At 73.6% G+C, this 20,392-nt stretch carries 19 protein-coding genes; 11 read left to right on the top strand and 8 right to left on the bottom strand.

What is annotated here, in order from left to right:
- Positions 1-13 precede the first annotated feature (13 nt).
- Complete coding sequence (gene sucD / locus ACZ4FH_RS17940) at positions 14-898, top strand: succinate--CoA ligase subunit alpha (protein WP_383639767.1); 885 nt, start codon at positions 14-16, stop codon at positions 896-898.
- Positions 899-1,038: 140 nt separating this feature from the next.
- Here sucD and ACZ4FH_RS17935 read toward each other — a convergent pair whose 3' ends face one another.
- Positions 1,039-2,334, bottom strand: a complete 1,296-nt coding sequence (locus ACZ4FH_RS17935) for a helix-turn-helix domain-containing protein (RefSeq protein ID WP_467305686.1) — start codon at positions 2,332-2,334, stop codon at positions 1,039-1,041.
- 125 nt (positions 2,335-2,459) lie between these two features.
- Here ACZ4FH_RS17935 and ACZ4FH_RS17930 point away from each other — a divergent pair, with 125 nt between their 5' ends.
- A complete protein-coding gene (locus ACZ4FH_RS17930) occupies positions 2,460-4,103 on the top strand; it encodes a cell division protein PerM (protein ID WP_467305804.1) in 1,644 nt (547 codons plus the stop codon).
- Here ACZ4FH_RS17930 and ACZ4FH_RS17925 read toward each other — a convergent pair.
- Positions 4,093-5,004 carry a hypothetical protein gene (locus ACZ4FH_RS17925; RefSeq protein ID WP_467305684.1) on the bottom strand — a complete coding sequence of 304 codons (912 nt, stop codon included), beginning with the start codon at positions 5,002-5,004 and terminating at the stop codon, positions 4,093-4,095. The genes ACZ4FH_RS17930 and ACZ4FH_RS17925 overlap by 11 nt on opposite strands.
- A 342-nt stretch (positions 5,005-5,346) precedes the next feature.
- Between ACZ4FH_RS17925 and purN the strand changes: the two genes are divergently transcribed.
- Both purN and purH read left to right on the top strand, forming a co-directional pair.
- Entirely contained in the window at positions 5,347-6,003 is a 657-nt protein-coding gene (purN, locus tag ACZ4FH_RS17920; RefSeq protein ID WP_467305683.1) for a phosphoribosylglycinamide formyltransferase, read from the top strand.
- The gene (gene purH, locus ACZ4FH_RS17915) at positions 5,990-7,543 is read left to right on the top strand and encodes a bifunctional phosphoribosylaminoimidazolecarboxamide formyltransferase/IMP cyclohydrolase (RefSeq protein WP_467305681.1); all 1,554 of its coding nucleotides are present in this window, start codon (positions 5,990-5,992) and stop codon (positions 7,541-7,543) included. The genes purN and purH overlap by 14 nt, the downstream gene beginning before the upstream one ends.
- Positions 7,544-7,624: 81 nt before the next feature.
- On the opposite strand, the gene ACZ4FH_RS17910 is transcribed toward purH, so the two are convergent.
- The gene (locus ACZ4FH_RS17910; protein WP_467305679.1) at positions 7,625-8,326 is read right to left on the bottom strand and encodes an RDD family protein; all 702 of its coding nucleotides are present in this window, start codon (positions 8,324-8,326) and stop codon (positions 7,625-7,627) included.
- A 230-nt stretch (positions 8,327-8,556) separates the two neighbouring features.
- On the opposite strand from ACZ4FH_RS17910, the gene ACZ4FH_RS17905 reads away from it, so the two are divergent.
- From ACZ4FH_RS17905 to ACZ4FH_RS17890, 4 genes are all read left to right on the top strand, one after another.
- Positions 8,557-9,417 carry a bifunctional methylenetetrahydrofolate dehydrogenase/methenyltetrahydrofolate cyclohydrolase gene (locus ACZ4FH_RS17905; RefSeq protein WP_467305677.1) on the top strand — a complete coding sequence of 287 codons (861 nt, stop codon included), beginning with the start codon at positions 8,557-8,559 and terminating at the stop codon, positions 9,415-9,417.
- Complete coding sequence (locus tag ACZ4FH_RS17900) at positions 9,318-9,872, top strand: DUF3017 domain-containing protein (RefSeq protein ID WP_467305802.1); 555 nt, start codon at positions 9,318-9,320, stop codon at positions 9,870-9,872. Before ACZ4FH_RS17905 ends, ACZ4FH_RS17900 begins: the two co-directional genes overlap by 100 nt.
- Positions 9,873-10,350: 478 nt before the next feature.
- Entirely contained in the window at positions 10,351-11,409 is a 1,059-nt protein-coding gene (locus tag ACZ4FH_RS17895; RefSeq protein ID WP_467305676.1) for a helix-turn-helix domain-containing protein, read from the top strand.
- A gap of 198 nt (positions 11,410-11,607) precedes the next feature.
- Entirely contained in the window at positions 11,608-12,597 is a 990-nt protein-coding gene (locus ACZ4FH_RS17890) for a malate dehydrogenase (protein WP_383639744.1), read from the top strand.
- Between the two features lie 97 nt (positions 12,598-12,694).
- Here ACZ4FH_RS17890 and ACZ4FH_RS17885 read toward each other — a convergent pair whose 3' ends face one another.
- Complete coding sequence (locus ACZ4FH_RS17885; protein ID WP_467305674.1) at positions 12,695-13,432, bottom strand: isocitrate lyase/PEP mutase family protein; 738 nt, start codon at positions 13,430-13,432, stop codon at positions 12,695-12,697.
- Positions 13,433-13,457: 25 nt separating this feature from the next.
- Complete coding sequence (locus ACZ4FH_RS17880; RefSeq protein ID WP_467305672.1) at positions 13,458-13,967, bottom strand: carboxymuconolactone decarboxylase family protein; 510 nt, start codon at positions 13,965-13,967, stop codon at positions 13,458-13,460.
- A gap of 47 nt (positions 13,968-14,014) precedes the next feature.
- Between ACZ4FH_RS17880 and pdxR the strand changes: the two genes are divergently transcribed.
- A complete protein-coding gene (pdxR, locus tag ACZ4FH_RS17875) occupies positions 14,015-15,421 on the top strand; it encodes a MocR-like pyridoxine biosynthesis transcription factor PdxR (protein WP_467305670.1) in 1,407 nt (468 codons plus the stop codon).
- Here the strand turns inward: pdxR and ACZ4FH_RS17870 are convergent.
- Both ACZ4FH_RS17870 and rocD read right to left on the bottom strand, forming a co-directional pair.
- Positions 15,355-16,296, bottom strand: a complete 942-nt coding sequence (locus ACZ4FH_RS17870) for a hypothetical protein (RefSeq protein ID WP_467305800.1) — start codon at positions 16,294-16,296, stop codon at positions 15,355-15,357. The genes pdxR and ACZ4FH_RS17870 overlap by 67 nt on opposite strands.
- A 127-nt stretch (positions 16,297-16,423) precedes the next feature.
- Entirely contained in the window at positions 16,424-17,629 is a 1,206-nt protein-coding gene (gene rocD / locus ACZ4FH_RS17865; RefSeq protein ID WP_467305667.1) for an ornithine--oxo-acid transaminase, read from the bottom strand.
- 182 nt (positions 17,630-17,811) lie between these two features.
- Between rocD and trpS the strand changes: the two genes are divergently transcribed.
- Together trpS and ACZ4FH_RS17855 are read left to right on the top strand one after the other, a co-directional pair.
- Positions 17,812-18,825: a tryptophan--tRNA ligase gene (gene trpS, locus ACZ4FH_RS17860; RefSeq protein ID WP_383639728.1), complete on the top strand. Its 1,014-nt coding sequence runs from the start codon at positions 17,812-17,814 to the stop codon at positions 18,823-18,825.
- A gap of 106 nt (positions 18,826-18,931) precedes the next feature.
- Positions 18,932-19,522: a 2'-5' RNA ligase family protein gene (locus ACZ4FH_RS17855; RefSeq protein WP_383639725.1), complete on the top strand. Its 591-nt coding sequence runs from the start codon at positions 18,932-18,934 to the stop codon at positions 19,520-19,522.
- A 32-nt stretch (positions 19,523-19,554) separates the two neighbouring features.
- Here ACZ4FH_RS17855 and ACZ4FH_RS17850 read toward each other — a convergent pair whose 3' ends face one another.
- The gene (locus ACZ4FH_RS17850; RefSeq protein WP_467305665.1) at positions 19,555-20,343 is read right to left on the bottom strand and encodes a decaprenylphospho-beta-D-erythro-pentofuranosid-2-ulose 2-reductase; all 789 of its coding nucleotides are present in this window, start codon (positions 20,341-20,343) and stop codon (positions 19,555-19,557) included.
- Positions 20,344-20,392 lie beyond the last annotated feature (49 nt).

Genomic DNA, 20,392 nt, shown 5'->3' with positions numbered 1-20,392 from the left:
GACTCAGACCACCATGGCTATCTTCCTCACCAAGGACAGCAAGGTCATCGTCCAGGGGATGACCGGCGCGACGGGCATGAAGCACACCAAGCTCATGCTCGGCGACGGCACCAACATCGTCGGTGGCGTGAACCCCCGCAAGGCCGGCACGTCCGTCGACTTCGACGGCACCGAGGTACCGGTGTTCGGCAGCGTCAAGGAAGCGATGGACAAGACGGGCGCCGACGTGTCGGTCCTCTTCGTCCCGCCGGCCTTCTCGAAGGCCGCCGTCATCGAGGCGATCGACGCCGAGATCCCGCTCGCCGTCGTGATCACCGAGGGCATCGCCGTCCACGACTCGGCCGCCTTCTGGGCGTACGCCTCGTCGAAGGGCAACAAGACCCGGATCATCGGTCCGAACTGCCCCGGCCTGATCACCCCCGGCCAGTCCAACGCCGGCATCATCCCGGGCGACATCACCAAGCCCGGCCGCATCGGTCTCGTGTCCAAGTCCGGCACGCTGACCTACCAGATGATGTACGAGCTGCGTGACATCGGCTTCTCCTCCGCCGTCGGCATCGGTGGCGACCCGGTCATCGGTACGACGCACATCGACGCCCTCGCGGCGTTCGAGGCCGACCCCGAGACCGACCTGATCGTCATGATCGGCGAGATCGGCGGCGACGCCGAGGAGCGTGCGGCCGACTTCATCAAGGCCAACGTGACCAAGCCGGTCGTCGGTTACGTCGCGGGCTTCACCGCCCCCGAGGGCAAGACCATGGGCCACGCCGGCGCCATCGTCTCCGGCTCCTCCGGCACCGCCCAGGCGAAGAAGGAGGCCCTTGAGGCCGCCGGCGTGAAGGTCGGCAAGACGCCGACCGAGACCGCCAAGCTCGCGCGCGAGATCCTCGGCGCCTGAGGCACCGCGCACGGACGCCCGAGGCGTCACCGCACAGCAGACGCGGGCCCGCACCCCCGAACCGGGGATGCGGGCCCGCGTCTGTGTCCGGCGCCGGATTCGGCCGGCCCGGGGGACCGGGCCGGGGGACCGGGCCCGGTTCAGTCGGCCCGGGGGACCAGCCGGGCCGGGCCGTGGACGAGTTCGCCGCCGAGCTTCTTCCGCAGCTTCTCGTCCTGCGGGGTCAGCTTCTGCGGACCGCCGAGCGGCGGCACCCCCTCCACCTTCTGCGGGGGCGACTCCGGCGTCTCGTAGCGGCGCGGCGCCGTGGCCAGGGTGATCAGGGTGAGCCCGATGATCAGCACGGTGAACGCGACCGCCGCCCGGGTCCACAGCTCGGCCTTGCGCTCGCCGCCGTTGCGGATCAGCTCCGGCAGCGGCAGCGAGGAGGCGGGCTGGGTGAGGGCGAGGGCGCCGAGCCGTTCGCGGATCAGCGCGGACTGCTCGTCCGGCTCGCCGTCCCCGTCCAGTCCGGGCACCTGCTCCGCGACCGCAGCCCGCGCGGTCATCAGCCGCCCCGCGGCGGCCGGGGTGCTCGCCTCGGTCTCCGCCGCCGTCTCCGGAAGCCCCAGCCCGACCCCGTCGTGCAGCAGCAGGGTGCGGCGGTACGCGGGCGGCAGGGCCAGCAGCGCGTCGAGCAGCGCGCGCGGCTCGGGCGCCTCGGGCGGTGGATCGGGGCGGCGGTGCTCGCGCCGCAGCTGGTGCCACGGCGACATCGCGTGCTCGTAGGCGGCGGCCCGTACCCACCCCACCGGATCGCGGTCCACGGCCACCTCCGGCCAGCGGTCCCACGCCACCTCGAAGGCCTTGCCGACCGCTTCCCGGGAGAGGGCCAGCCGGCCCGTCAGCAGATAGACCTGCCGGAAGATCGCGGGGGCGGCGTGCCGGTACAGCGCGTCGAACGCCTCGGCGGGCGAGGGCCCTTCCCCGGACGCCTCCTCCCCGGACGTCTCCTCGTCGGTGACCGGCCCGTCCTCGGCCGGTGACGCCGCTTCAGAAGCCTCATCGACCACCGCAGTCCCAGCAGCCGCCTCACTCCCACCAGCCACCACGGCCTCTTCGACGACCGCGGCCTTCTCGACCGCCGGTGCCTCTTCGACCTCCGGGGACGGCCCGACCGTGGTCTTCGGCGGGGTGTTCGGGGGCGTCGGCTTGACGGAAGAGGGGCGTGGGGTGGACGTCGCGGGCGCGGTGCCGATCAGGCGTGCGTACGCCTCGCGCTTGCGGCCGCGCGGGCTCGTACGGCCGGTCTCCCAGGCCCGGACGGTGGCCCGGGTGACCCCCACCGCGGCCGCGACCTGCTCCTCACTCAGCGATTTCGCCTCCCGAAGCCTGCGCCGCTCCTTCGGGGAGGGGAGCGGCGCGGGCTCGGTCGTGCCGGTCGTGCTCTGCGTCATGAGGGTCCCCCGCACCACCTGCACCGGGTGAAAAAGTACATAAACGTATATTGAGCGACACCACGGCTGTTCGCCCGTTACACGGTTTAGGCGCGTGTCGTTGGGAGCATGACCGCGTGACCCAAATGACCGAACGCGGCCCGGCGTTCCCGGCCGAGCGGGGAGGGCCCGCCGCCCTGGCCCTGGCCCTGGTGCGCGGTGTGCTGGCGGCGGGGCTCGGACTGGGCTGCGTCGCGGTGCTCGTCGTGGTGCTGTGGATCAGCTCCCCGGACCCCGGCAGCGGACCCGGCGAGGCTGTCCACGCGGCGGCCGGCCTCTGGCTGCTGGCGCACGGGGCCGAACTGGTCCGCACCCAGACCCTGACCGGCACCCCGGCCCCCGTCGGAGTCGCCCCGCTGCTGCTCGCCGTGGTGCCGCTCTGGCTGCTGCACCGGGCCGCCCGCGGTGTGTGCGAACCCGAGGAGGGGCGCGAGGCCCCCTCGGCCGGTGCCGCGTTCGCGCTGGTGACGGCCGGATATCTGCTGGTGGGCGGGGCGGTCGCGCTCTACGCCCGGGGCGCCTCGCTCTCCGCCCGGCCGCTGACCCTGCTCTTCCCCGGGGTGTTCGTGGTGGCGGGCGCCGCCGCGTCGGGCGTGTGGAGGGCGGCGGGCCGCCCGCTCGGACCGCCGCCCTCCTGGGCCCCGGTGCGGCTGCACGAGGCGATGGCCCGCACCCGGTTCGTCCGGCGCGCGCGGGCGGCCGGGCGGGCGGCGGCGGCCGGGACCGCCGTGCTCGTGGGCGGGGGCGCCCTGGTGGTCGCCGTGTCGCTGGTCCGGCACGCCGCCCCGGTCGAGGAGTCCTTCCTCGGGCTCTCCGACGACTGGGCCGGGCGGTGTGCGGTGCTCCTGCTGGCGCTGTCGCTGGTGCCGAACGCGGCGGTCTGGGGAGCGGCCTACGGTCTGGGCCCCGGCTTCGCGCTCGGTACGGGGACCACGGTCACCCCGCTGGCCTTCACCGGCACCCCGTCGCTCCCGGACTTCCCGCTGCTGGCGGCGCTGCCCGCGCCGGGACCGGGGACGCCCGGGAACTGGGCGGCGGCCGGGGTGCCGCTCGCGGCGGCGCTGACCGTCGCCTGGTTCACGGTCCGTAGGGCCGCCCCCGCCCACGGGGCGCGCGAGGAGGCGTGGGGCCCCTGGGACACCGCGCTCGCCGCCGCGCTGGGGGCGGTGGGGTGCGCGGTGGGCGCGGCGCTCCTGGCGGCGGCGGCCGGAGGGCCGCTGGGCGTCAGGAGGCTCGCGGTGTTCGGGCCCGTGTGGTGGCTCACCGGGGCGGCGGCCCTCGCCTGGACCCTGGCGGTCGCCGTACCGGCGGCCCTGCTCCTGAGGGCCTGGCGGCTGCGCGGCCGCGATCCGTACGCGGAGGACGGCGAGGACGCGGACGAGGAGGCGGGGGAGAAGAGCGGGACCGGCGGGCCCGGGGCGGAGGGCCCGGTCGACGGTCCGGCGGACGGTTCGGCCCCCGACCCGGCGGCCCGTCGCCGGTGGCCGTGGCGCGGACGCCGTACGGACGGACCGGACGCGGAGCCGGACCCCGCCGCCGTGCCGGTGCCCCGTCCGTCCGCCGCCGGGACGGCGGTTCCGGGCGTCGCGGACGACGACATCGACCCGTACGACTTCCTGCCGGCCGATCCCTGGCACGCGCGGACGCCCCCCGGACCGCGCCCGGAGGAACGCCCCGCGCCCGCGACGGCGGCCGACGAGCCGCCGGGCGGGAGCGACGCTAGTTCTTGACGCCGAAGAAGGGCTCCAGCGGCTTCGGGAGCAGCTCGTTGCAGGAGAGCTGGCCCGACTTGGTGAGGGCGTCGTTCACACAGGTGTAGTAGTCGCGGTAGACCAGCTGCACGGTGAACGTCGTCGCCACGATCGCCAGCGCGACCACGGCCGTCACCAGACCGGTGACCGCGGCAGTCGTCTGCTGCCGGCTGCCGCGCTGCGCGTACGCGGCGGGCGGCGGGCCGGGCACGGCGGAACCGGGGGCCGGGGGAGCCGCTGCCGCGTCCGGTGCGGCCGGGGACCGGCCCGCGGTGCCGGGAGCGGCCGGCTCCTTGGGCTTGGCCCGCAGCGCGCTGACCGACCAGTACGCGGCGAGCGCCCCGAGCAGCAGGGCGATCTCCGGGAAGTCGAAGAGCGCGAAGAAGAAGGCCCACATGCCGGAGAGCAGGGAGTAACGGGCGCGGCGCTGGACCGGGTCCGTCGGGTCCCAGCGCATCCCGCCGCCCGGAGAGCCCTCCGGACCGCCCTGGCCGTTCGGCCCGCCGGGCCCCGACGGCCGCCCGCCGAAGGTCCCGCTCTGGCGCCCCGGCTGGTGGCTGCTCCACTGGCTGCCCCAGACCGGCCGGTCGTCCGACGACCCGCCCTCGGGCGCGTCTCCGTCACCGCCCTCGCCCCGGGAGCCGCCCGCCGGACGGCGCGGCTGCCACGGCTGGTCGGGGCGGTCCGCCGGCGGCGGCGCGAACGGGTTGTCCTCGCTCCGCCCCGTACCGGACGAACCGCCCGGCTCGCCCGAGGAGGAAGAGGAAGGGGAGGAAGAGGAGGACGAGGAGCCCGGCGCGGGGGGCCGGCCCTCCCGCATCAGCAGTGGGGCCCGCTCGGACAGCGGCAGGCGGAAGGAGGTGCGGCGTCGGTCCGGCATGTGGTGAACGTCTTCCCCATCTCGTCATGTCCGCCCGGCGGACGGTTCACTGTCCCCGACGCTACCTTCCGGCGAGGAGGGGCCGGAAGCGGGGCGTACCGGCACGGTGGCCGAGAGCCGACGTCCGGCCGTGCCGGCCGGGCTCACCCCCGTCAGACGGGGCCCCGTCGAGGTGCCGGTATCGTTGCTGACGGTCGGACCGTTCGTAGAGTTCCCCGTATCGGGGGGCCCGATTCTTTCGTACGACCGTACAAACAGCATGGCCGCCGTGCCGATGCGCCCGCGACGCGGCGGGCGGTGCGGCCGCCTCGAACCGCTCCACACGTGAGAAAGGGCCCAGCCGTGGCCTCCCCGCTCCCCTCCGCCGGACCGGCCCGACTGGTGGTCCTGGTCTCCGGTTCCGGTACGAACCTTCAGGCCCTGCTCGACGCGATCGGCGACGACCCCGAGGGCTACGGCGCCCGCGTCGTCGCGGTCGGCGCCGACCGCGACGGCATCGCCGGCCTGGAACGCGCCGAGCGGGCCGGGATCCCCACCTTCGTGTGCCGGGTCAAGGACCACGCCACGCGCGCGGACTGGGACACCGCGCTCGCCGAGGCCACCGCCGCGCACCGGCCGGACCTCGTCGTCTCCGCGGGTTTCATGAAGATCGTGGGCAAGGCGTTCCTGGCCGGATTCGGCGGCCGGTTCATCAACACCCACCCCGCCCTGCTCCCCAGCTTTCCCGGTGCCCAAGGAGTGCGCGACGCGCTCGCGTACGGCGTGAAGGTCACCGGGTGCACCGTCCACTTCGTCGACGACGGCGTCGACACCGGTCCGATCATCGCGCAGGGCGTGGTCGAGGTGACCGAAGAGGACACCCCGGAGGGCGAAGCGGCTCTCCACGAACGCATCAAGGAAGTCGAGCGCAAGCTGCTCGTCGAGGCCGTGGGGCGGCTCGCCCGTGACGGCTATCGCATTGAGGGACGAAAGGTTCATCTCGATCATGTCGGTGAATAAGCCCATCCGCCGCGCCCTGGTCAGCGTCTACGACAAGACGGGGCTCGAAGACCTCGCACGCGGTCTGCACGAGGCGGGTGTCGAGCTGGTCTCCACCGGCTCCACCGCCGGGAAGATCGCCGCCGCCGGAGTGCCCGTCACCAAGGTCGAGGAGCTGACCGGCTTCCCCGAGTGCCTCGACGGCCGCGTCAAGACGCTGCACCCGCGCGTCCACGCCGGCATCCTGGCCGATCTGCGCCTGGAGAGCCACCGCGAGCAGCTGGCCGAGCTGGGGGTGGAGCCCTTCGACCTGGTGGTCGTCAACCTCTACCCGTTCACGCAGACCGTCGCCTCCGGCGCCTCGGACGACGACTGCGTCGAGCAGATCGACATCGGCGGCCCCTCCATGGTCCGCGCCGCGGCGAAGAACCACCCCTCGGTCGCCGTCGTCACCAGCCCGGAGCGGTACGCCGACGTGCTGGCCGCCGTCAGGGCGGGCGGCTTCGACCTGACGGCCCGCAAGCGGCTCGCCGCCGAGGCCTTCCGGCACACCGCCGAGTACGACGTGGCCGTCGCCTCCTGGTTCGCCGACGGGTACGCGGCCGCCGACGACTCGGGCTTCCCGGAGTTCCTCGGCGACACCTTCCGGCGCAAGAACGTCCTGCGCTACGGCGAGAACCCGCACCAGCCCGCCGCGCTCTACTCCTACGCCGAGGGCGGTCTCGCGGAGGCCGAGCAGCTGCACGGCAAGGAGATGTCCTTCAACAACTACACGGACACCGACGCCGCCCGCCGCGCCGCCTACGACCACGCCGAGCCGTGCGTGGCGATCATCAAGCACGCCAACCCGTGCGGCATCGCGATCGCGGACGACGTCGCGACCGCCCACCGCAACGCGCACGCCTGCGACCCGCTCTCCGCGTTCGGCGGCGTGATCGCCGTCAACCGCCCGGTGACGGTGGCCATGGCCGAGCAGGTCGCGGAGATCTTCACCGAGGTCATCGTCGCCCCGGACTACGAGGACGGCGCCGTCGAGGTGCTGGCCCGCAAGAAGAACATCCGCGTGCTGCGCTGCCCCGACGCCCCGACCCGGGCGTACGAGGTGAAGCCGGTCGACGGCGGTGCGCTGCTCCAGGTGACCGACCGCCTCCAGGCCGAGGGCGACGACCCGGCCAACTGGACGCTGGCCACCGGCGACGCGCTCTCCGCCGAGGAGCTGGCGGAGCTGTCCTTCGCCTGGAAGGCGTGCCGCGCGGTCAAGTCCAACGCGATCCTGCTCGCCAAGGACGGTGCCTCGGTCGGCGTCGGCATGGGCCAGGTCAACCGCGTCGACTCCGCGAAGCTCGCCGTCGAGCGTGCGGGCGAGGAGCGGGCGCGCGGTGCGTACGCCGCGTCCGACGCGTTCTTCCCGTTCCCCGACGGGCTGGAGATCCTGACCGCGGCCGGCGTCAAGGCCGTGGTGCAGCCCGGCGGTTCGGTCCGTGACGAGCTGGTCGTCGAGGCCGCGAAGAAGGCCGGCGTGACGATGTACTTCACGGGCACGCGGCACTTCTTCCACTGATCCGCACCCGCGCACGGCGAAGGGCCGGTCCCCCGAACTCGCTTCGGGGGACCGGCCCTTCGCCGTGGTGCGCGTACCGCGTTACTTCTTGATCACCAGGGTGTTGGCGGCCTTGTCGTGCCAGCCGCGCAGCTGTCCGGTGTTGTCGAAGAACGGCGAGATCACGATCAGGATGTAACCCAGGAAGCAGGTGATGTACCCGAGGCCGATCGGGAAGCCCCAGCGGACCAGCGCCGGACCGAAGGTCGGCTTCTGGCCGGTGCGGGAGTTGACGATCCGCATGCCGAGGATCATCTTGCCGGGCGTGGAGCCCATGGTGCTGACGAAGATGACGTCGTAGAAGATCAGCGTCAGCGCCGAGACGAGCGCGGCACCGAGGAGGGAGCCGATCGCCAGGCCCGCGGCCGTGTCGTCGTCGCTGCCCGACATGCCGGCGGCGACCGAGCCGAAGATGATCGAGTTGAGGATGAAGACGATGATGTACGCGAAGATCATGTCGAGCAGACGGGCGCCGAAGCGGGCCCCGTACGTGCCGACCTCGACCATGCCCAGACCGGGCACGTTCGCGTAGCCCTCGGGGGCCGGGGCGCCGGGCTGGCCCTGGTACTGCGGGCCGCCGTACGGCGGCATTCCCGGCTGCTGCGGGTAGCCGTAGCCGGGCTGGCCCTGCGGCGGCACGCCCTGGGGCGCCTGCTGCGGGTAGCCGTACCCCGGCTGTCCCTGGGGCGGCTGGCCGGGCTGCTGGCCGTAGGGGTTGTTCGGGTTCGGGTCGCCGAAGCTCATCTGGCGCTTTCCTCCAACGGACGTACGGGGACGAATGCGGCCGCGCGGAGGAGAGAAAACATCAGCGGTCCGCCCCCCGGGTACTACTGCGGCACTGCGGCCTTCATCGTTATAAGCGGAACGTAAGTTTGTCCAGTCGCTCCTTCGAGACGTTGTGCAAGTGCAACCTTGCGTCCACGCCCCGGACCTGGGATTGGTCCCTGGGCGGGGTCATCCGCGAGTATGGGGACATGACTGCCCAGATTCTCGATGGCAAGGCCACCGCAGCCGCGATCAAGTCCGATCTCACCGTCCGCGTGGCGGCCCTCAAGGCCCGGGGCGTCAACCCCGGCCTGGGAACCCTGCTCGTCGGGGACGACCCCGGCAGCCGGTGGTACGTGAACGGCAAGCACAAGGACTGCGCCCAGGTCGGCATCGGTTCCATCCAGCGCGAACTGCCGGACACCGCCACGCAGGAGGAGATCGAGGCGGTCGTCCGCGAGCTCAACGACGACCCCGCCTGCACCGGTTACATCGTGCAGCTCCCGCTCCCCGACGGCATCGACACCAACCGTGTCCTGGAGCTGATGGACCCGGCCAAGGACGCCGACGGGCTGCACCCGATGAACCTCGGCCGTCTGGTGCTGGGCGAGCCGGGCCCGCTGCCCTGCACCCCGCAGGGCGTCGTCCAGCTGCTCCGGCACCACGGCGTCGAGATCAACGGTGCGAACGTGGTGGTCGTGGGGCGCGGCGTCACCATCGGCCGGCCGATGCCGCTGCTGCTGACCCGCCGCTCCGAGAACGCCACGGTGACCCAGTGCCACACCGGCACCCGGGACCTCTCCGCCCATCTGCGCCAGGCGGACATCGTCGTGGCCGCCGCGGGCGTGCCGCACATCATCAAGCCCGATGACGTGAAGCCGGGCGCGGCCGTGCTGGACGTCGGCGTCAGCCGCGACGAGAACGGCAAGATCGTCGGTGACGTCCACCCGGGCGTGGCCGAGGTCGCCGCCTGGATCTCGCCGAACCCGGGCGGTGTCGGCCCGATGACCCGCGCCCAGCTGCTCGTCAACGTGGTCGAGGCGGCCGAACGCGACGCCGCGGCGCTCTGAACCCGCCGCACGGATCCGGAGGGAACCCCATGGGTTCTGGTACGAGCCCGGCCGCACGGCGGTCCAGGCGCTTCCCGTCGTTCACCCGGGACACCGCCCGTCCCGAGGGCGGCGGCCGGGCGGCGGCCGGGGACGCCCCGGCGCCCGCCCGCCAGTGGCCGCTGCTCGCCGTGCTCTGCACGGCCGGGGCGGGGTTGCTGATCGTGGCCCTCGACGCCTTCGAGGAGGCCTTCAGGATCGGCACGATCCTGATCGGGGTGGCGCTCGTCGGGGGCGCGGTGCTGCGGCTGGTGGTGCCCTCGGTGGGCATGCTGGCGGTGCGTTCGCGCTTCACCGACCTGGTGACGTACGGGCTGCTCGGCGTCCTCATCGTGATGCTGGCGCTCGTGGCGCAGCCGAAGCCCTGGCTGGACGTGCCGATCCTGGAGGACGCCGTCCACTTCACGATCCGCTGAGCGCGGCGCGTACCCCGGCCGGGCTCGGTGTCCGTCCCCTCCCCCGAGGAGGGACGGACACCGAAGGGGCCGGGACACCGGGGGGAATGCCCCGGAAAGGGCGGCATGGGCCGCCTTGCCCCGTCCTGCTTCCAGCCTTGTTGACGGGCCCCACCGGTTCAAGGCGTGGCCGGGGCCTGTGGCACGGAAGTGACCATTCCGCCACGGTGTGATCGCCCGGCAACGGTGGCAGACTGAACCGGTCGGTAACGGCGGGGGCGTATGGGAGTGCGCCCGGCCGTCGTGCGTGCCACCGTGCGCCCCTTCCCCAGGAACTGACCGTCCGCGTTCGCGCATCTTGCTGGGTAGCCCGGAACGGAAGGACCAACGGTCCGGGCGAGGGGGCGGGACCGTGCGGCACCGGCCGGCGGACCGGGCCGGCGGGCGCACCGCGCACACGGCGACAGCGGCACAGGCGAGCGGGATGTAGGGGGATGGAATGCCTCGTTGGAAGGCACTGCCGGACGAGCTGGATCCGCAGGTCCGGGAGTTCACCGGCCAACTGCGCAGACTCGTCGACCGCAGCGGCCTGGGCATCGCCGCGCTGGCCGACCGCACCGGCTACAGCAAGACCTCCTGGGAGCGGTACCTGAACGGGCGGCTCCTCGCCCCCCGCGGCGCCATCGTCAAGCTCGCCGAGGTGACCGGCACCGACCAGGGCCATCTGAACACCATGTGGGAACTGGCGGAGCGGGCCTGGAGCCGGGCCGAGATGCGCCACGACATGACCATGGAGGCCATACGGATCGCCCAGGCGCGGGCCGCGCTCGACGAGGCCGCCGGTCCGCGCGGCCACGGCCGCAGCCGCCCCGCGGGCAACGGCGGTACGGCCGCCGGGCAGCGCCCGCCCTCCGTACCGGTCCAGCGCGGTACGTACCCCCGCGTGCCGCAGCAGCCGCAGGCCGGACCCGACTCCGCCCCCGGACACGGACTGCCGCCCGCCGTGGCCTACGCGGCCGGCCTCGGGACCCCGCCGCCGTCCGCCGCCCGCCCCGCGCGGCGCCGCCCGGCCATGATCGCCGCCGCCGTCGCGGGCGCCCTGCTCGTGGTCACCGGGGCGGTGCTGCTGCTCCTCCCCGACGGCGGCCCGGACAAGGCCGAGGCGGGGGCCTCCCCGTCCCCGGCCGGCCCCGCGACGAGCGCCCCGCGACTGCCCGCCGGCGTCGAGTGCAACGGCTCGGACTGCGCGGGCGAGGACCCCGAGCGGATGGGCTGCGGCGGCGAGCACGCCCGTACGCTCTCCACCGCCACCGTCGGCACCCGGATCGTCGAGGTGCGCTACAGCGAGACCTGCTCGGCGGCCTGGGCGCGGATCACCAAGGGCGCGCCCGGCGACACCGTCGAGATCAGCGCCGGCGCGAAGGGCCAGAAGGGCGCCGTCGACACGGCGGCGGAGGTGTACACGCCGATGGTGGCCGTGCGGCGCACCGCCGATGTGCGGGCCTGCGCCACGCTCGCCACGGGCACCCAGGGATGCACCTCCGAGTCCGCCCGCTGACGTGCCGCGGGGTCCCGGGCGTGGGGCTCCGTACGAGCGGTGTGTGACCGTGTGTGCGCGGTGCCACAGGGGGCCGGGCGGCCGGGGGGTTCCGGGTCGGATAGCCTGGCGGGCGGATATCTCTTCACATCAAGATTCAGGGATGTCCCGCACCAGGGGCCAGGAGCCCCCACCGCCAGCTGTCTAACGGAGATCGCCATGACCCGCACTCCCGTGAATGTCACCGTGACCGGCGCGGCCGGCCAGATCGGTTACGCGCTGCTCTTCCGCATCGCCTCCGGTCACCTGCTCGGCCCGGACGTGCCGGTCAACCTGCGTCTTCTGGAGATCCCGCAGGGTCTGAAGGCCGCCGAGGGCACCGCGATGGAGCTCGACGACTGCGCGTTCCCGCTGCTGCGCAACATCGAGATCACCGACGACGCCAACGTCGGCTTCGCCGGTGCGAACGTCGCCCTGCTCGTCGGCGCCCGCCCGCGCACCAAGGGCATGGAGCGCGGTGACCTGCTCTCCGCCAACGGCGGCATCTTCAAGCCGCAGGGCAAGGCGATCAACGACAACGCCGCGGACGACATCAAGGTCCTCGTCGTCGGCAACCCGGCCAACACCAACGCGCTCATCGCGCAGGCCGCCGCCCCGGACGTCCCGGCCGAGCGCTTCACCGCGATGACCCGCCTGGACCACAACCGCGCGATCTCGCAGCTGGCCGCCAAGACCGGTGCCGCCGTCTCCGACATCAAGAAGCTGACGATCTGGGGCAACCACTCGGCCACCCAGTACCCGGACATCTTCCACGCCGAGGTCGCCGGCAAGAACGCCGCCGAGCTGGTGAACGACGAGGCGTGGCTGGCCGACTCCTTCATCCCGACCGTCGCCAAGCGCGGCGCCGCGATCATCGAGGCCCGTGGCGCCTCCTCGGCCGCCTCCGCCGCCAACGCCGCCATCGACCACGTGTACACCTGGGTCAACGGCACCGCCGCGGGCGACTGGACCTCGATGGGCATCCCGTCGGACGGCTCCTACGGCGTCCCCGAGGGCATCATCTCGTCCTTCCCGGTCACCACCGAGAACGGCACGTACAAGATCGTCCAGGGCCTGGACATCAACGAGTTCTCCCGTGCGCGCATCGACGCCTCGGTCAAGGAGCTCACCGAGGAGCGCGACGCGGTCCGCGAGCTCGGCCTGATCTGATCCACCGCCCGCGCCGTCCGCGGGCAGCCACCACGCCCCCCGTCAGCGGTCCGCCGACGGGGGCGTGGCGTTTCCCCGTTCCCGGTACGCCGGGGGCTCAGCCCTCCGCGGCCGTCCGCAGACCGGTGGCGATCGTGTCCAGGGCCGCCATGGTCCGGCGCTGGAGGCCGGGGCCGAAGGTGACCCTGGCCGCGCCCAGCGCGCCGAGCCGGGCCAGGGACGGGCCGTCCGGGCGGGCCAGCGCGTTCAGCGGACCCGGGACCGCCGCCGCCAGGCGGGGGAGCGCCTCGGGCGGGGCCATGATCGGGTAGACGCACTCGGCGCCCGCCGCCACGTACAGCAGCGCCCGCCGCACCGTCTCGGCCTCCGGATCCACCCCCTCCGGCACGCCCGTCACATACGTGTCCACGCGGGCGTTGACGAACAGCGCGTCCCCGGCCGCCGCGCGCACCGCCGCCAGCCGGTCCGCCTGCCGGCCGGCGTCCACGAGGACGCCGGCCACGGTGTCCTCCAGATTGCAGCCGACGGCACCGGCGGCCAGCAGCCGCTCGACCAGCTCCCCGGGCGGCAGCCCGTACCCGGCCTCCACATCGGCGGAGACCGGTACGGACACGGCCCGGGTGATCCGGGCCACCGCCGCGAACATCTCGTCGGCGGGCACCGCGCCGTCCGCGTACCCGAGGGAGGCGGCGACGCCCGCGCTCGGGGTGGCGAGGGCCGGGAAGCCCGCGTCGGCGAGGACCCGGGCGCTCCCGGCGTCCCACGGTCCGGGCAGGACCAGCGGATCGCCGGGGGCCCGGTCCCGGTGCAGGGCACGAAGGACGGAAGCGCTCATCGCGGGCTCCTCGGGACGGGGTGGATCAGCGGTGGTCGCCGGGGGTGTAGTGCCCCGGGACCATGCGCGTGCTGACGGCGAAGCGGTTCCAGGCGTTGATCGTGACGATCGCGCCGATCAGATGGGCCAGCTCCGCCTCGTCGAAGTGCTTGGCGGCCTTCTCGTACACCTCGTCCGGGACGAAACCGTCGGTCAGCACGGTCACCGCCTCGGCCAGTTCGATCGCGGCGATCTCCTTCGGCGTGTAGAAGTGCTGCGACTCCTCCCAGGCGCTGAGCTGCACGATCCGCTCGATCGACTCACCGGCCGCGAGGGCGTCCTTGGTGTGCATGTCGAGGCAGAACGCGCAGTGGTTGAGCTGCGAGCAGCGGATCTTCACCAGCTCGCCCAGCACCGGGTCGATGCCCCGGCGGGTCGCGGCCTCCAGCCGCGCCATCGCCTTGTAGACCTCGGGGGCGTGGTCGGTCCACGTCATGCGGGGCGTGTGCTCGGGGGTGTACTCGGAGGTCGCGTGGTGGTGCTCGTTCGTGGTCATGGCAACGACGCTACGCGGCCAGTGGCGCAGCGGTATGGTCCATTGGTGTGAAAGATGACTGGGCCACTTTTGGGGCCGACCTGCATCTCGACCTCACCGGGGCGAGCGGACTGCGGACCGGGCTGATGGACGCCCTGAGGGAGGCCGCCCGCTCGGGCCGGCTGGCGCCCGGGACCCGGCTGCCGTCCTCCCGGACCCTCGCCGCCGACCTCGGCATCGCCCGCAACACCGTCGCCGACGCCTACGCGGAGCTGGTCGCGGAGGGCTGGCTCACCGCCCGGCAGGGCTCCGGCACCCGGGTGGCCCAGCGGGCCGCCCCGCGCCCGCCGGTCCCGGCGGCCGCCCCGCGCACCCGGCCGCCGCGCGGCCGTCCCGCCCACAGCCTGATGCCCGGCTCGCCCGATCTGGCGACCTTCCCGCGCGCCGCCTGGCTGCGGGCCGCCCGCCGCGCCGTCACCCGCGCCCCGCACGACGCCTTCGGCTACGGCGACCCGCGCGGCCGCATCGAACTGCGCACGGTCCTCGCCGGCTACCTGGCACGGGCGCGCGGGGTGTACGCCGACCCCGAACGCATCGTCGTCTGCGCCGGCTTCGTCCACGGGCTGATGATGCTCGGCAAGGTCCTGCGCGCCCGCCGGGTGCGCGAGGTGGCCGTCGAGTCGTACGGACTGGACCTGCACTCCGGTCTGCTCACCGACGCCGGGCTGCGCATTCCCTGCCTGCCCCTGGACGGGCTGGGCTCCGACACCCGCGCACTGCCCGGGATGCGCGGCGCGGGCGCGGTCCTGCTCACCCCCGCCCACCAGTTCCCGACCGGGGTGCCCCTCCACCCGGACCGGCGCGCGGCGGCCGTCGACTGGGCGCGGAGCACGGGCGGGCTGATCCTGGAGGACGACTACGACGGCGAGTTCCGCTACGACCGCCAGCCCGTCGGCGCGCTCCAGGGCCTCGACCCCGAACGCGTCGTCTATCTGGGCACGGCCAGCAAGTCCCTCGCCCCGGGGCTGCGGCTGGGGTGGATGGTGGTCCCGGAGTCCCTGGTGGGCGAGGTGACCGAGGCCAAGGGGTGGAGCGACTGGTCGTCCAGCGCCCTGGAGCAGCTCACGCTCGCGGAGTTCATCGAGTCCGGCGCCTACGACCGCCATGTCCGCGCCATGCGGCTGCGCTACCGCAACCGCCGCGACCAGCTCGTCGCCGCCCTCGCCGAACGCGCCCCCGGCATCCGCGTCACCGGCATCGCCGCCGGACTCCACGCCGTCCTCGAACTCCCGCGCGGCACCGAGGCCGAGGTGATCCGCTCCGCCGCCTGGCAGGGCCTCGCCGTCCAGGGCCTCTCCTTCTTCCGCCACCCGGACGCCGACGCCCGGCGCGAGGCCCTGGTCATCGGCTACGCCACCCCGACCGACAGCGCCTGGACGGGAGCCCTGGACGCGCTCTGCCGGATCCTGCCGTGACGGGGGCGGCGGCGGGCGCGGGGGTTCAGGGACGCGCCTCCTCCACCCCCGCCCCCCGTCGGCGCCTCGCCGAAGCGGGCCAGGGCGAGCGCTCCCGCCACCGCCACGGCGAAACCGGTGACGGCGAGCGGTCCGAGGCCCTCGCGGGTGCGGTCGCCGAGCCAGACGACGCCGGCCAGGGCGGGGCCGACGGTCTCGCCCAGGACCATCCCGGCGGTCGCGGTGGTCACCGAACCGCGTTGCAGCGCCGAGGTGAGCAGCAGGAACGCCGCGCCGCCGCCCAGCAGCAGGGCGTAGACCGCCGGATCGGTGACGAGGGCGCCGGGCGACACGTCGTCGATCAGCCGTACGGCGATCTCCACCACACCGAAACCGCACCCCGCGCCCAGCCCCAGCACGAGGGCGCGGACCCGCTCGGGCAGCCGTCCGGCCGCCGCGCCGGTCAGCAGGATCCCGGCGGCGGCGCCGAGCAGCCAGAGGCCCAGACCGTCCGGGCCCGGGGCATGCCCCTCGGCCCCGGAGGACAGGGCGAGCATCCCCAGCCCCGCGCAGACCACGGCGACGGCCGTCCACTCGGTGCCGCTCAGCCGCGTCCCGAGGAGCCGCGCGGCGACGACGGCGGTGACCGCCAGACTGGCGGCCAGCGCCGCGCCCACCGCGTAGATCGGCAGGGTGCGCAGCGCGACGACCTGGAGGACGAAGCCGAGACCGTCGAGGCCCAGCCCGGCCACGTACCGCCACTGCCGCACGGCCCGCAGCAGCAGCGCCGGATCGACGCCCGCCCCGGCGTCCGGCGCGGCGGCGGCGCGGGCGGCGACGGCCTGGAGGACGGAGGCCGTGCCGAAGCAGACCGCGGAGCCGAGCGCACAGACCATCCCCAGGAGCACACCGGGACTCTACTGGCGCCCCGGCCGCCGACGGGGCCCGCGCACGGCGGTGGGCCCGGCCGCGGGTGGGTCCGGGTCCGGTCGCCCGGGGCCCACCGCCGGGCCCCCGCCCCCGTCAGCCGCGCAGCACCGCGCGCAGTTGCTCCAGGCCCCAGTCCAGGTCCTCCTTGGAGATCACCAGCGGCGGGGCGACGCGGATGGTGGAGCCGTGGGTGTCCTTGACCAGGACGCCCCGGTCCATCAGCCGCTCGGAGATCTCCCGGCCGGAGCCGAGCGCCGGATCGATGTCCACGCCCGCCCACAGCCCGCGTCCGCGCACCTCGCGCACGGCGCCGCCGCCGACGAGGAGGCCCAGCTCGCGGTGGAGGTGGTCGCCCAGCTCCGCCGCCCGCTCCTGGAACTCGCCGGTGCGCAGCATCGCGATGACCTCCAGGGCGACCGCGCAGGCCAGCGGGTTGCCGCCGAAGGTCGAGCCGTGCTCCCCGGGCCGGAAGACGCCCAGCACCTCCGCCGAGGACACCACGGCGGAGACGGGGACCACGCCGCCGCCGAGCGCCTTGCCGAGGACGTACATGTCGGGCACGACGCCCTCGTGCTCGCAGGCGAAGGTCCGTCCGGTGCGGCCGAGGCCCGACTGGATCTCGTCCGCGACGAAGAGCACCCCGCGCTCCCGGGTCAGCTCCCGGACCCCGGCCAGATAGCCGGGCGGCGGCACCAGCACCCCGGCCTCGCCCTGGATCGGCTCCAGCAGCACCGCCACGGTGTTCTCGGTCATCGCCGCCCGCAGCGCGGTGAGGTCGCCGTACGGCACGATCTCGAAGCCCGGGGTGTACGGGCCGAAGTCGGCGCGCGCCTCGTGGTCCGTGGAGAAGCTGACGATCGTGGTCGTCCGGCCGTGGAAGTTGTCGGCGGCGACGATGATCTTCGCCATGCCGTCGGGGACGCCCTTCACCCGGTAGCCCCATTTGCGGGCCGTCTTCACGGCCGTCTCCACGGCCTCCGCCCCGGTGTTCATGGGCAGCACCATCTCCATGCCGCACAGCTCGGCCAGCCGCGCGCAGAAGTCGGCGAACCGGTCGTGCTGGAAGGCGCGCGAGGTGAGGGTGACCCGTTCCAGCTGGGCCCTGGCCGCGTCGATCAGCCGGCGGTTGCCGTGGCCGAAGTTGAGCGCCGAGTAGCCGGCGAGCAGGTCGAGATAGCGCCGGCCCTCGACATCGGTCATCCAGGCCCCGTCGGCGGTGGCCACGACGACGGGCAGCGGGTGGTAGTTGTGCGCGCTGTGCGCGTCGGCGGAGGCGAGGGCACGTTCGGTGGTCGACACGGGGTCTCCGTTCGTCGTGCGGCGTGAGCCGGGGTTCTGGCCCACTTTGTATCGTCGGTCGGATCCCCCACGGGGAAACCTCCGGTACGCGGCGCGCCCGCGCCGTACCCCGTTCACACAGCCGTACGCCTTTCACACACCGGCGGCCCGAGATCGGTTCCGCACCTGAGACAATGGGTGCCATGGCCTCTGAACGTCCCCGTGTGCTCTCCGGAATCCAGCCCACCGCAGGCTCGTTCCACCTCGGCAACTACCTCGGCGCGGTCCGCCAGTGGGTGGCCCTGCAGGAATCGCACGACGCCTTCTACATGGTCGTCGACCTGCACGCGATCACCGTCCCGCAGGACCCGGCCGAACTGCGTGCGAACACCAGGCTCGCCGTCGCGCAGCTGCTCGCCGCCGGTCTGGACCCGGAGCGCTGCACGCTCTTCGTGCAGAGCCATGTGCCCGAGCACGCCCAGCTCGGCTGGGTGATGAACTGCCTGGCCGGTTTCGGCGAGGCCTCCCGGATGACGCAGTTCAAGGACAAGTCGGCCAAGCAGGGCAGCGACCGCACCACGGTCGGGCTGTTCACCTACCCGCTGCTGATGGTCGCCGACATCCTGCTCTACCAGGCCGACGAGGTCCCGGTGGGCGAGGACCAGCGCCAGCACCTGGAGCTGACCCGCAATCTCGCGGAGCGCTTCAACGGCACCTACGGCGACACGTTCACGATCCCGGACCCGTACATCCTCAAGGAGACGGCGAAGATCTACGACCTCCAGGACCCGTCCTCGAAGATGAGCAAGTCCGCGGCGACGGCCAAGGGTCTGATCAACCTTCTGGACGAGCCGAAGGTGACCGCCAAGAAGGTGAAGAGCGCCGTCACGGACACCGAGGCCGTGATCCGCTTCGACCAGGTGGAGAAGCCCGGCGTCAGCAATCTGCTGTCGATCTACTCGACGCTCACCAACACGTCGGTCGCCGACCTGGAGCAGAAGTACGAGGGCAAGGGCTACGGTGCGCTGAAGACGGACCTCGCCGAGGTCATGGTCGACTTCGTCACACCGTTCCGCACCCGGACCCAGGAATATCTCGACGACACCGAGACGCTGGACTCCATTCTGGCCAAGGGCGCGGAGAAGGCGCGTGCCGTCGCGGCCGAGACCCTGGCGCGGACCTACGAGCGGATGGGCCTTCTGCCCGCCAAGCACTGAGTCCAAGGACCCTGGCGTCCGGGCCTCCACAGGCGGCACACTGGCGGCGTGAAGTATGCGGCCGTCAGTGGCTGAAAACAGACCATCGAGCATGGAGGAGAACGACGTGGGGACCGTAACGCTCGGCGTTTCGATCGCGGTCCCGGAGCCCTACGGCAGCCTGCTCCAGGAGCGGCGCGCGAGCTTCGGGGACCCTGCCGCACACGGCATTCCCACCCACGTCACCCTGCTGCCGCCGACCGAGGCGGAGGCGGCCGACCTCCCGGCGATCGAGGCGCATCTGTCCTCGGTCGCCACGGCCGGCCGCCCCTTCCCGATGCGGCTCTCCGGCACGGGCACCTTCCGCCCGCTCTCGCCGGTCGTCTTCGTCCAGGTCGTCGAGGGCGCGGCGGCCTGCTCCTGGCTCCAGAAGAGGGTCCGGGACGCCTCCGGGCCGCTGGTCCGCGAGCTCCAGTTCCCGTACCACCCGCACGTCACCGTGGCCCACGCCATCTCCGAGTCCGCGATGGACCGGGCCTACGAGGAGCTGGGCGACTACGAGGCGGCGTGGACCTGCGGCTCCTTCGCGCTCTACGAACAGGGCCCGGACGGCGTCTGGCGCAAGATCCACGAGTTCCCGTTCGGCGCGGGCGGCGGCGCGTCCGCCGTGCCCGCGCAGAGCGGCAGCGCGGTGGACGCACCCTCCTTCCACCCCTGAGAGCCCGGGGCGGCGAGCCCCCCGTACGCCCCTCAGACCGGCAGCCGGCGGAACAGTGGCCTCGGCACATGCCGCAGCGCCGCCATCACCCCGCGCAGCGCGCCCGGCACCCACACCGTCTCCGCGCGCCTGCGCAGCCCCGCCACGATCGCGTCCGCGACCTCGTCGGGCGTGGTCACCAGCGGCGTCCGCAGAAGCGGAACCCGTGTCAGCCGCGGCTCCTGCGCGTACCCCCGGCCCTCGGCGCTCCGCACCGGGCCGGGGCGGACGATCATCACCTGCACGCCCGTGCCGTACAGGGCGTCCCCGAGGCCCTGGGCGAAGGCGTCCAGCCCCGCCTTGCTGGAGCCGTAGATGAAGTCGGCGCGCCGGGCGCGCTCCCCGGACACCGAGGACAGCACCACCAACGAGCCGTGCCCCTGCGCCTGGAGCGCGCCCGCGCACACCAGCCCGGCCGAGACCGCCCCCGTGTAGTTCGTCTGCGCCACCCGGACCGCGCCGAGCGGTTCCTCCTCGTCGCGTTCCTGGTCACCGGCGACGCCGAAGGCCAGCAGCACCATGTCGATGTCGCCCTCGGCGAAGATCTTGCCGAGGCCGGTCTCGTGGGACTCGGTGTCCAGGGCGTCGAAGTCGACGGTACGGACATAGGCCCCCCGGCCGCGCAGCTCGGCGGCGGCCGCGTCCAGCTCGGGGGAGGGGCGGCCGGCCAGCCAGACCGTACGGGTGCGGCGGGCGATCAGCCGGCGGGCGGTGGCGAGCCCGATCTCCGACGTGCCGCCGAGGATCAGCAGGGACTGGGGGGCACCGAAGGCGTCCTTCACGAGCACACTCCTTGAGACGGTGGACGGCGGTTCACGGCGGTTCACGGCG

It is taken from the genome of Streptomyces sp. NPDC024555 (genome assembly GCF_055559335.1).
Note: the sequence above shows the minus strand (reverse complement) of the source record. Positions and strands in the feature narration are given on the sequence as shown.